A 12,759-nucleotide genomic window follows, 5' to 3' on the forward strand; every position below is an offset into this window, starting at 1 on the left:
ATATAAGTTTTTAATGTTTTTAGATTAAATCAAATTTAAGACCAAAATTTTAACATTTCAAACCGTTTAACGCATGTTAACACTATATTATAAATCTTTTATAACATTAGTTAAGAGTGACAAAAATGTCTTTACTTTGTTTAAAATTTAAGAAGTTGAAATTAAAATTTTATAAATACCAAGGAGCTGGGAATGATTTTGTCATGATTGATGATCGAGAAAAAACGTTTCCAATCTCTACAGAATTGATTAATAGGCTATGTGATCGTAATTTTGGGATAGGAGCTGATGGTTTGATTTTGTTACAAAATGATGAAAATTCAGACTTCAGAATGGTGTATTTCAATTCGGATGGAAACGAAAGTACAATGTGCGGAAACGGAGGACGTTGTATTATTCGATTTGCAAATGATTTGGATGTGGCTAATGACAAAATGACATTTAATGCGATTGATGGTTTGCATCATGGTATCGTAGATCAAGAAGTTATTCGTTTACAGATGATTGATGTAAATGAAGTAGAAGATCACGACAAATATTTATTTATGAACACAGGTTCGCCGCATCACGTAGAATTTGTGGAAAATGTAAAAGATGTTAATGTTTATAAAAAAGGAAAAGCGATTCGCAATGGAGCGCCCTATTTTGAGAAAGGTTCTAATGTAAATTTTGTTGAAGTAATGCCAGATAAAAGTCTTACGATACGTACATATGAACGTGGAGTTGAGGACGAAACCTTGGCTTGCGGAACAGGAATTACAGCTGCTGCGATTTCTGCTTATGTTAAAAATTTGGTAGACAAAAAAGATATCAAAGTAAAAGCAATGGGAGGAGATTTATCTGTAAATTTTGAAGAAAATAATCATAACTTTGTCAATGTTTGGTTAAATGGACCAGCAGTAAAAGTTTTTGAAGGTGAAATTGAAATTTAATTCAATCCAATGAAAAAATTAAATTTAGTATTAATATTAATCTGTTCATTCGCATTTGTAGGATGTACATTTATAGACGGTTTCAAAGGAAATGCAACCAAAGATGGTTATATCTATATCTCTCGTGGAGCTAAATTTGAGCAAGTTTTAGATTCTTTAAAACCATTTTTGAAGGATGAAAAATTGTTCAAACAATATGCAGAAGATGCAGATTATCCAGCAACGATAAAATCTGGAAAATATAAAATCTCAAGCTCAGATTCTAACCGCGATATTATTGATCGTTTGCAAGGAGGAGAGCAAGAAGAAGTGAAACTTCGTATCAAAAATGAACCAACAATTTACCATTTGGCGGGATCAGTTTCCAAACAAATTGATATGGATTCTATCGAAGTTTTGACAGCTATTCGTGATTTTGTGAAAGAAAAAAACGATACAACGTTAAACGACGAAACGGTAAAGCAATATTTCATTCCAGAAACGTATTTCGTGTATTGGGGATTAACACCAGAAAAATTTGTTGATAAAATGGTAGCGCAACACGACAAAGTATGGAATGCAGAACGTTTAGCAAAAGCAAAAGCGCTTAACATGACACCTTTACAAGTTACAACATTAGCATCTATTGTTCAATTAGAATCGTCTGATAATATGGATGAACAACAAAAGGTTGCACGAGCATATATGAATCGTTTGGCAAAAGATATGCGTTTAGAAGCCGATCCAACTTCTATTTATGCATATAAAATGGAAAATGGTTGGGATCAAAAAGTGCAACGTGTGTACAAAAAATGGACGTGGTCGTCGAATGCGTACAACACTTATCGTAACAAAGGTTTGCCACCAGCACCAATTTGTTTACCAAATTTAGGAGCAATTGATGCGGTTTTATCACCAGCAAATCACGATTTTATTTTCTTTGTTGCAGATCCTAAAAAACCAGGTTACCACATTTATACCAATGATTATCAGGAACATTTGAAAAATGCTGAGAATTATAGAAACTGGTTAAAAGAGAATAATATCAAATAGTTGTATCTTTAGCTAAACCAATTTTAGCGATGAAACAACTAAATTATACAAAAAGAGAATTCCTAAAACTGCTTGGTACAGGTAGTTTAGGAATTTTTTTTATGTCTTTTTATTCGTTTGATGATTTTTTGGATGATGATTTAATAATCTTGACAAAAGATGATGCAAAATATGATCAATACCGAAAATCATTCAACAAAAGAATTGAGAAATTCCCGAAGATTATAGCAGTTTGTAAATCGGAAACTGGAATTAAAAAAGCAATTGCATTAGCAAACGAAAAGAAACTAAAAATTGCCATTCGAAGTGGAGGACATAGTTTTGAAGGTTTTTCGAATGTTGATAATGGATTGTTGATTCACCTTGGATTGATGAACAAAATTACGTGGTTGCAAGAGAATAAAGTGAAATTACAACCAGCTTGTTTGTTGCAAGAGATTTATGCGAATTTTTTACCTAAGAAAAGAATTATTCCAGCTGGTTCGTGTGGAACTGTCGCTATTGGAGGTTTGACTTTGGGCGGTGGCTATGGTTTTTTTAGTCGGAAATATGGTTTGACCTGTGATAATTTGCTTCGTGTAAAAATGATCGATTACAAAGGAAATACAATTGATTCTGATAAAGATCCAGATTTACTTTGGGCGTGTAAAGGCGGAGGAAATGGAAATTTTGGAGTTGTGACGGAATTACATTTCAAAACTTATCCTGCGCCACAATCTTTCAGTGGATATCGCATGAAGTTTAATAATTTGACTTCTGATAAATTTGTCAAATTGATTCGGATTTGGTTCCAAACAACGGAAAAGTTACCGAACGAAGCTTTTTCTGCTTTTGTGTTGAATGGAAAATTTTTAACGATTTTATTTACCAATTTTGCAGCAAATCAAACAGATTTTGAGAAAACATTTTCGAGTTTAATTCCTCTAGCGAATGATTACAAACCGATGAAAAATAGAAATCTGGCTGCTGCACTCAAAAATTATTATGGCGTAACAGAACCAATTTATTTCAAAAATTCTTCGGCTGGTTTGTACACAGGAATTGAAGATATAGAAAAAGGTTTGGAAGATATTTTTGCAAAAGTTGTTGCTTCTAAAGGAATGATTTATCAGATCAATACTTTGGGAGGAAGAATCAATGAAGTCAAAGCTTCAGATTCTGCTTATCCACATCGTGATATTAATTATTTGAGCGAATTACAAGCATATTGGGATTTGCCTTCGCAAGAAGAAAAGTTAACAAAATCATTTGAAGAAGTGCAACAATTATTAAGAAATCTTGGAAATGTAAAACAGTACCGAAATTATCCAGATATCAATTTTCCTGATGCAAATAATGCTTATTTCGGAAATAATTTGGTTCGTTTGCAAAAGTTGAAAAAGAAATATGATCCAAATAATTTGTTTGATTATCCACAAGTGATTAAATAAAAAAACTCCTGAAAATTATTTTTCAGGAGTTTTTGATTGATTATTTGAAAGCTTTTTTCATCTTAAATTTTAGCATATTCATTAATCCTGATTCGATAATATCAATACCTAAACCGTAATTACTATCTGCAATTGTGTAATGATTATTTCGGAATTCCTCGAAATTTTCCATCGTAATTTCATGATTTGTCGAAGGATTGTATTCAATGTAAGCACTTCCTCCACTTGCTGTAATTTTCTTTCTACTTGAGTAGGTGAAATATTTATCATTAATCGTCGATTCTTGAATCGTATACTTTTCTTTTGTATCAATTTTTTGATCGGTTGATAAGTTGATTTCATACTTTTCACTATCGAAATTATGCCAAAAACTTGCGTCTTCGTGAATAAAATCTCTCACATTATTCTTCGGGATATTTCGATCAAAGAACATCAAGAAGCGTTCATTTGTCACTTTATCTTTAAAATATGGATTCTCGATTCGTGCTTTATATTTTATCGTTAATTCGTTCAGCTTTTTATCATCCGAAACAATTTCAATAGAAGTGTCTTTAAAAATTTCTCTCAAATCCATTTCAGGGCGATCTGCACTATAATTTAACGCATAATAAAAGAAACTATTCCAACTATCAATAATTTCTCGCTTGTTGGTATTCTTGAAATATCGGCGCATATTATTTGCACGATTGTAACGATAAATCGATTCAGATTCTAAATAACCTTCGTTTCCTTTTGCCGCTACACTGACTTTTTCATCTATACAAAACTTAGGAAATTTGTAAGGTTCGCGAATTTGTAAGGTCTGATTTGGTTTAATTTCTAAATAATGCGCAAAATAAATAAAGCTTCTATTTTCTAAGTAACCATACTCATTACGCATTGTTGCATCAACGTAATATGTCTCATTATTATGTTTCACTTTTACAATCACATGATTGAAAGCCAACAACGATGGGAGATAATATTTGAAATAGAAATCAGTATTATAATTCAGTAAAATGATTGAAGATTCTAATCCTAGATAATCAAAAATAACTTTCAATAAAATAGATTTTGCCTTGCAATCTCCTTGTTTATTCGCATAAGTTACTTCTGCTTCTTGAGGTTTGTGACCGCTCATTTCATCAGCATTGTAGATATAATAAATATGGTTTTGAACATATTCTATCGCATATTCAATTTTATCTTCGATGTCAGAAAATTCATTTAATTTCTCAATCAGATTTGGTGCGAAACTTTCAAGATTTGCTTTGTTAAGCACTTCTTCGTAATAAGGCGAAATAAAGTTTGAAAGCTTTTCCCAGGTGCTTTTTGTTGCAAAATCGATGTAAGGAAAAATCTCGCGATTTGGATCTGTTGGATTAAGATAATTTACTAACTCAAAAACGAAAGAACCGCCAGAAGGAATTGTTCCTGTTTCTGCTTCGATTACATTTCCATTTTCGTCACGGAAGAAGTTTTTCTTGTAAACAAATTCATCATCACGCTCATTGATTAATTCGAACGTATAATTTCCATATGCCCAATACGAATCAGGGCTAACCCATAAATAACGGCTGTATTCTTTGCGGACAAAATCTTTGTCAGTAAATATTTTTTCTCTTGCATCTTCCAATACAAGAATATCATATAAACGCAAATCTTTGATCGAAATATTAATTTTTTTGCTTTTGTTGATTACGCCAGAACCGCTATCATTTTCGTTATCCAAAACTTTTATAGTGATATCTGCTAATTTATTAATTAATTCTCCATCACGAATCACAGAAATTCTATGAATCAAATAAATTTCGTTTTCTTCGACAATTGTATCGAATGTAGAAGCTTTTTCTAAATTTGCAGGATCAGTTAAGGTGTAAGACATGTTAACATACTCGATATGTTTTTCACGTGTTACATAAAATTTTTTGTCCAAAAAGTAACAATAATCTCGTCCTTCATCTAAAATATTTTTCGAGAAATCAGTTTCTTTAGAAAGTTCAATAATTTGTTCGTCTGTTAAACTCTTTGTCCAATTTTCTGGTTGAATAATTTTATAAATTTCGGTAGTATGGTTTTCCATCTATTTATTTTTAGTTGATTAGATTAAAAGTACAAAAATTATTTATAAAAAAACGCGTCTACTTTGTAGACGCGTTCAGATAAATTTTATGATTTAGAACTTATATCGTAAACTCACGATAAAATATCTTCCCAAAACATTTTTAGTTGTAGTTTCAATATAGTTATTACTAAATCCATTCGAAACAATTACGTTGTTTCCTAATAAGTTTCCACCTGTAAGAGTTAAATAAGTTTTCTTCGCAATATTATATCGTGCAGAAGCATTCCACTCTTTTGCTGTGTTTATTTCTACTCCATCACGGTATTGTAAACGATAAGAGAAATCGGTCTGAATTAATAATTTACTTGTAGCGGACCAAGCGGCTTCCCCATATGGACGCCAGTTCGTAAATTTCTGTTCAGATAATGATTGATATTTACTAAGGTTTAAATTAACCCCAGCCTTCAATTCAAATTTCTTTTTGAATGTAAATGAGTTCTCTAAATTATAAGTTTGATTAAAACTTTTATTGTTAACATCCTTCAAATCATCATTTTTAACAACTCCATTTTCATATTCAATATTTCGTGTAATGGTATAATAATTAGAAGTAGAAATATTTCCTGTTAATCGTGCATTGTACCATTTAGCAAAACGTTTTCCAATCATGAAATATCCTGAATAAGTTTCTTGGTTACTACCAGAATTAATCAAGGTATTGAACTGATAGTTATTTACAATTGTATCGTTTCCAGAGATGATAAAATCACGGTTTAAAACAGATTGTGTTTGTATACTTTTTTCTTGTAACGTATAACTCAAATTCGCAAAAATATTAAAGAATGTGAACGAGTTAAAATGACTAAAATTAAGACTTGCTGTATGTGTCAAAGCTTGTCTTAAGTTTCTATTTCCATAGAAAATCGATTGATAACTTTGAATGGTATACGAGTCATTAAAATCTTTTGTGTACGGATAGCTATAGTTTTGTGTATAACTTGCGCGAACATTTGTTGCATTGTTGAACTTGTATTGCAAATTCAGGTGAGGTAAAAATTTCGTTTCCGAACGATTTAGTTTTTCACCATCTTGGTATTTCGATTTTTCATTAAAGAATGAAACTCCAGCTCCCGCATCTACTTGAAAGTTTCCTAGTTTCTTTGTCAACGTTACATCAGCAAAGGTCTCGTTGTAATCTAAATCTGTATTACTAATTAATGAATTATCATTCATTAATTTTTGAAAATCATAGATTTTATTCTCAAAATCTTGCGTACTAAAATTTGTTCCAACTTTTACTTTAAGGTTAGATGTATTTGTCAACAAGTGATTGTAGATTCCATATAATTGAACAGTATTCAAAACAAAGTTTTGATCTTGATTGATATTATATTGATTATTTACTTGAGATAAATTTTTGAACAAATTAAAAGATGAGAACGGATTTGCTGTTGATAAAACATTGTAATCTGGCGTATCTTTTTGATATTGATGACGGAAATATAAACCAACATTATCATCGCGTCCAACTTTACGGATGTAAGATAAAGTTTGTGATAAAGAGTAATTCTTCTGTTCAGAATTTACATTTCTAAAGCTATTTTTTTGATCGTTATAATAGCTATCAACCAATTGCTCGTTTTCGCTATCCAAATAATTAAAATTTAAGCGATATTTAATTTGTCCTTTATCATTCGGATTATAATCTAAACGCAAACGCGACATTCCCATCAAAATATTGCTCTTATTTTGTTCCTGATCGACGGTTGTATAAGGTGTTTCGATGTTATTATAATAACGTTCTGATTTAGAATTGTAACGAATATTATTGGTGTTAAGTAAACCAAAACCAGAGATTTTTAATTTCTTATTTGGTTCAACACCAAAATGCACAGCACCATTATAGGTATTCATACTCGGCGCATCATTTTTTGTCATCAGGTTTAGATTGTTCGAATTTCCTCTTAATGAATAAATACTTCCTTCAGAATTAAATTCAGAATATCCACCAAAGAAGCTCATATAATCATCTTGATCAAAAACTTGTTTTCCGAATGTATTAAAATCATTGATTAAAGTTCCGTCCGTTTTTTCTGAGAAATAGAAAATTTTTGCTTGCGCATCTGTATGTTTGTCCGCATCTCCACCTAACGTCACATTACCAAATGCAAGACGTTTCATATCATCTTTTAGTTCGATGTTTAACGAGAATTGTTCGTCATCTTCTTGTAATGAAGAAGCAAAAGGATTTGATTTGAACTTTGTATTTAATTGAATTTTAGAAACCGCATCCGAAGGTAAATTTTTGTTCAATAATTTTTCGTTACCACCCAAAACTTCACGTCCACCAACTGTTACTTGCGACATAGGTTTACCTTTGTACATTACCTTTCCATTTTGAACTTCAATTCCAGGTAATTTTTTAAGAATATCTTCTAATGTTTCCTCATTTCCAACTTTGAAAGAATCTGCATCAAACTCAATTGTATCACCTTTTACTTTGATTGCTTGTTGAGCTTTTACAATTGTTTCTTTTAAAGAAATTTCTTTTCCTTGTTTAAGCTTTATTTTTTTGTTGACATTTTCAGTCAAATCAACATTTTCTACATATGTTTCGTAACCAGCTTGCTCAATTTCGATATCATATTTTTGTCCACATGGCAATTTGAATTCAAATTCACCCATGTTACTTGTAAAAACAAAACCTTTTCCTTCGTTTTTACTATCAAAAATAGAGACAGAAGCATCTGTAACAGGAATTCCAGCATCATTTGCAACAGATCCTTTCAATTTACATTCTTGTGCAAATGAGATTTGAGCAGCAGAAGTAAATAAAATTAGATAGAGTAATTTCTTCATATGTATTTTTTAGTTGATGACTCAAAATAGAGTTTTTTGTAAAACACATCTATTTATGTGTTAGAAACAGATGTGTTTTATATTTTGTTTAATGAATTATTGGGTGTCTACACCGCTATTCATCATTTCTTTCATCTTTTTCTGCATATCTTCCATAATTTTCATGAATTGATTATGCGTTACAGTTTCACCTTTTGTAGGAATGTTAACTTTTAATTCTTTATCCGAAAGTTTTAATTCTTTTAATGTGAAAATCATTGTTGTTCCTTGGTAATCAAATTGAGCTTTTACAATTAAACCAGGTAAGCCAGCTAAAGAAGTTGGTCCATCTTTTATTGGAATTTCTGGAGCAAACCAAGCCGTTACAGGAATAGAATCCATCATAACACCTTCTGCTTTTGTTGCTTTATATCCAGCAATATCAGTTTTCTCACGAGAAATTTTCCATTTGTAATCAGGAATTTGATCTTTAATCAAATATTGTTTTGTCCCCATATCAACTTCTTTGTAATACAAATTTGGAGTTACAGTAAAGTCTTTATAAGTTGGTTTATTATCGAAAGTTGCCATTTGTTGGGCAATCATTCCTCCTTGAGATTGAGCATTTCCTACTTTTTGTTCTAATACAAAAGTTGATTGTTTTGAATTACTTTTTAAGAAATAATTCATGAAAACACCCGCATCAATTTCAGCTTTTAACATTGGGCCAACTTGTGAACGATATTGTTGAGGAACTTGTGCCATTGTTTTGTCATAATCCAATTTCATTTCGCAAACATAAGTTGCATCGATATTTTGTGTTTTATTGTCTTGTGCGATAGAAACTGTAGTTGTGATAATTCCTAAGGCAAATGTTAAGATTGCTTTTTTCATAATTGTTGTATTTGTCTAATTAGTCTGCTTTTGTAGATTAATGTTACAGATGTTTTTTGAATTTATTCTAAAAAATAAAATGTCATTCAAAAAGTTAAGGATTTTCAAATGACATTTTTATCTAGCAATTTATTATTTTTTTATAATAAATACGTCGAGACATTTCCACCTTTTTTGATAAAATCTTCTTTCAATTCATCAAAAAGTTCTTGGTTAATAGCCTTTGTTGTTCCTTCTAAAATATATGTTGTATATCCCAATGCTAAAGCATCTTTTGCTGTATAATACACACAATAATCTGCTGCTAAACCGCATATGTATACACTTGTTACATTATGATCTTTCAAAAATCCATTTAGCCCTGTTGGATTCTTTTTATTCACATCAAAAAAAGCACTATACGAATCAACTTCTGGATTCATACCTTTTCGGATGATTGCACTTATTTTATTTTGCTTGATATCTTTGTGTATTTCAGCTCCTTTAGTGCCTTGTACACAATGATCTAGCCATAAAACTTGACGATTTCCACCTAATTCGATTACATCAAAAGGTTGTTTATCTGTGTGTTGAGAAGCAAAACTTTTGTGATTTGCTGGATGCCAATCTTGCGTTGCCACAACAACATCATACTTTTCTTGCAATTTGTTTATGCGTTCGATAATTTTATCTCCATCATTCACAGCCAACGAACCTCCTGGTAAAAAATCGTACTGCATATCTACGATGATTAAAGCTTTCATAGTATTTTATTTCTTAAGATTAATTTAGAATTAAATATAAGTTTTATAATATGAAATTGAACCAATTTTTATGAAAATTAATCGAATTTTAAGAAACCTTAATCTCGTTTATTTACGCCAGAATTTCTCATTTCTTCGAAACGTGAGCGTTGTTCTTGCATCAATTTATCAAATTCTGTTTGCGAAATAGCACCTTTATCTTTTGGTTTTTCGATTGGTTTTGTATTTGTTGATGTTTTGATATCTGTCAAAGAAATAATTTTAGAACCTTTAAACATTCCTCTGTTAATCTCTGTTTGTACTTCTGCGATTAAACCTGGTAATCCCCAATAATTTTCTGGACCAGTTTTATATTTCAACGTTGGAATGTACCAAACTGTTGTTTGAACACTATCAATAATAGCAGTTGCTTTTTTGGCTTCGTTGCCTAAAATTGTTTTCGTTTCGCGTGTTAATTTCCAATCAAAATTTTGCAAAGAATCTTTCACAACATAACTTTTCCCCATCATGTTTTGCTCTTTTAAAAGCAAATGATTTGTACTATTTTTATAAATATTATCTCCATTCATCGACATCATTCGCATCCCGCCACCACGTGGACCTCGTAATCCTTGACTTTGATCATTTGATATTTTTTCAACCATTTTATACAAGGATTCGTCTCCCAAAATAGTCAACTTAGCTTCTTGCGGCTCTTGAATGTTTTTCTTGAATTGCTCTTGCATTTCTTTTGGCATCGTACGTCCATTACCACCACTAGGAGGTTGAAACGTAAAATCGTCTGGTAAAATGATACGTGTTGTGTACGAAACTTCTACTTTTTCTTGTTGCGCAAAGGCCGAAAAACTAAATAGTAAAACAAAAACTGAAATTATTTTTTTCATTTTAAATGTGCTTATAGTTCTTAGACAAGAAATTGTATGAAATGTTTAACGATTGATAAAAAATATTTTCTTTAATCCTTACTCACACCTTCAGAACTCATCTGTTTTAATCTTTCCATGGCTTTTGCACTCAACGCTTTATATTCTTCGTTGGTGATTGTATTCTTATCTTTTGGTTTTTCGATTGGTTTGAGGTTTGGGATTTCTTTGACTTCTGTTGCGCGAATAATACTGCTTTCTATTCCTTTATTTTTTGAATTTTTGATTTCTACTTCTAATATCAACCCGGGTAAACCATTGTAAACTCCAGGTCCATCTTTTATCGCAATACTTGGAGTATACCATGCAGTTACAGTTGTTGTGCTATCCACAATTGCGATTGCTTTTTTGACATCAAAACCAATTAATTTCTTTGTTTCGCGTGTCAATTGCCATTTGTATTCAGTTAATTTATCTTTTATTGTATAAGTTTTGTCAAATGATTTTACACTTTTCAAATATTCTTTTGTATTCAAATTCTTGAACAACCCATTTCCTGAATCTCCAAAACTCATCGAAACTCTCATTCCGTTTCCTCCTTGTTGATTATCTATTTTTTCAACTTTATTGTAAGACGATTCGTTTTCATTGATTGTTAAGATAAAATCTTTTGGTTCTTGCATATTCTTAATCATGTCATTGTAGACATCAGTCGGAATTTGGCTTTCTTTACCATTTGTAGAAAATTTTACAGAACCTTTAAATTCTTCTGCATTTACTTTTACAATTTCTTGATAATTCACTTCAAGTTTTTGTGCAAAAGACGAAGTTGTAAGTAGAACGCAATAAGTAAATAATGTAAATAATTTTTTCATTGTAGTTTGATTTGTTGTACAATGATAGTAATATTTTTATATTCTACAATAATAGAATTAAAAAAATTATAGAAATTTTAAGAAATGATTTAATATTTGAAGACAGATTATTTTAAATCCTTAAAGTATTGACGTTTTTTGATAAAATACTGAAAAGGCAATAATTCTTTATCAGAATAGTTTTTAATTTGATGCTTTTGACGTTTTTTATACATTTTTATAAAGCCAAAATAAAAATGCATATGCGATAAGAAAACGGCCCAAACATGTGGAAGTCCTTGTTTTGGTAAAAAGGCAACAGCGGCAATTCCATCCATGGAAAGACGTGTGAAAAGCATTGGAAAAAGTTTGTTTGCAGGTAGATTTTTAAGCATCATCCACAAACTATTTCGGTAATTTAGATACCATTTTTTTGGATTGGCTTTATCCAAAGTTGCACCGCCCAAATGATAAACAGTCGATTCTCCACAATAATAAATTTTTCGTCCAGTATTGTTTAATCGCCAACACAAGTCGATTTCTTCCATGTGTGCAAAGAATTCTTCGTCAAAACCATTTTGTTCAAAGAAATCTTTTTTTCGAATAAATAAGCTTGCGCCAGTTGCCCAAAAAATTTGTGTGGAATCATTATATTGTCCGTTATCTTTTTCTAAAGTTGAAAAAACACGTCCGCGACAAAATGGATAACCAAACTTATCGATGAAACCTCCTCCGGCACCAGCATATTCAAAATATTCTTTGTTTTTGTAGTCTAATATTTTGGGTTGAATAGCCGCAATATCAGAATTATTATCGAATAACTTTTCAATTGGTTCTATCCAATTCTCAGTTACTTCGACATCCGAATTTAATAAACAGAAATATTCTACATCAATTTGTTTTAAACCTTCGTTATAGCCTTGTGCAAAACCATAATTTCCTTTGTTCTGAATGATTTTGACAGAAGGAAACTGAGTTGTCAACAATTCGATTGAATTGTCAGTCGACGCATTATCAATTACATAAATTGTTGCATTTTTAGAATTGTTAATAACTGAAGGTAAAAATTGAGGCAATAATTTTTCGCCATTCCAATTTAGGATTGCAATTGCTGTTTTCATGAATATTT

10 protein-coding genes are annotated in these 12,759 nt (G+C 30.9%); 3 read left to right on the forward strand and 7 right to left on the reverse strand.

All coding sequences use genetic code 11. The features are described 5' to 3' along the window. Positions 1-155 precede the first annotated feature (155 nt). From dapF to FH779_RS01665, 3 genes are read left to right on the forward strand one after another with little or no spacing between them, the layout of a single operon-like run. A complete protein-coding gene (gene dapF / locus FH779_RS01655) occupies positions 156-932 on the forward strand; it encodes a diaminopimelate epimerase (RefSeq protein ID WP_125349427.1) in 777 nt (258 codons plus the stop codon). A gap of 9 nt (positions 933-941) precedes the next feature. Then, positions 942-1,964: an endolytic transglycosylase MltG gene (gene mltG, locus FH779_RS01660; protein WP_125349426.1), complete on the forward strand. Its 1,023-nt coding sequence runs from the start codon at positions 942-944 to the stop codon at positions 1,962-1,964. 29 nt (positions 1,965-1,993) lie between these two features. Next, entirely contained in the window at positions 1,994-3,394 is a 1,401-nt protein-coding gene (locus tag FH779_RS01665; protein WP_180905824.1) for an FAD-dependent oxidoreductase, read from the forward strand. 40 nt (positions 3,395-3,434) lie between these two features. Here FH779_RS01665 and FH779_RS01670 read toward each other — a convergent pair whose 3' ends face one another. The 7 genes from FH779_RS01670 to FH779_RS01700 form a co-directional block, all read right to left on the reverse strand. Further along, positions 3,435-5,456, reverse strand: coding sequence for a hypothetical protein (locus tag FH779_RS01670; protein WP_038331085.1), 2,022 nt, complete (start codon positions 5,454-5,456; stop codon positions 3,435-3,437). Between the two features lie 93 nt (positions 5,457-5,549). After that, positions 5,550-8,297 (reverse strand): TonB-dependent receptor, encoded by a 2,748-nt coding sequence (locus FH779_RS01675; protein WP_038331086.1) that lies wholly within the window; start codon positions 8,295-8,297, stop codon positions 5,550-5,552. A 96-nt stretch (positions 8,298-8,393) separates the two neighbouring features. Then, complete coding sequence (locus FH779_RS01680; protein WP_180905825.1) at positions 8,394-9,170, reverse strand: GLPGLI family protein; 777 nt, start codon at positions 9,168-9,170, stop codon at positions 8,394-8,396. A gap of 140 nt (positions 9,171-9,310) precedes the next feature. Continuing rightward, positions 9,311-9,913 (reverse strand): bifunctional nicotinamidase/pyrazinamidase, encoded by a 603-nt coding sequence (pncA, locus tag FH779_RS01685; RefSeq protein WP_180905826.1) that lies wholly within the window; start codon positions 9,911-9,913, stop codon positions 9,311-9,313. Between the two features lie 98 nt (positions 9,914-10,011). Beyond that, positions 10,012-10,797, reverse strand: coding sequence for a GLPGLI family protein (locus tag FH779_RS01690; RefSeq protein ID WP_180905827.1), 786 nt, complete (start codon positions 10,795-10,797; stop codon positions 10,012-10,014). Positions 10,798-10,868: 71 nt separating this feature from the next. After that, entirely contained in the window at positions 10,869-11,651 is a 783-nt protein-coding gene (locus FH779_RS01695) for a GLPGLI family protein (RefSeq protein ID WP_180905828.1), read from the reverse strand. Between the two features lie 107 nt (positions 11,652-11,758). After that, a complete protein-coding gene (locus FH779_RS01700) occupies positions 11,759-12,751 on the reverse strand; it encodes a glycosyltransferase family 2 protein (protein ID WP_180905829.1) in 993 nt (330 codons plus the stop codon). Between the last annotated feature and the right edge of the window lie 8 nt (positions 12,752-12,759).

Source organism: Empedobacter falsenii, from assembly GCF_013488205.1.
GTDB lineage: Bacteria > Bacteroidota > Bacteroidia > Flavobacteriales > Weeksellaceae > Empedobacter > Empedobacter falsenii_C.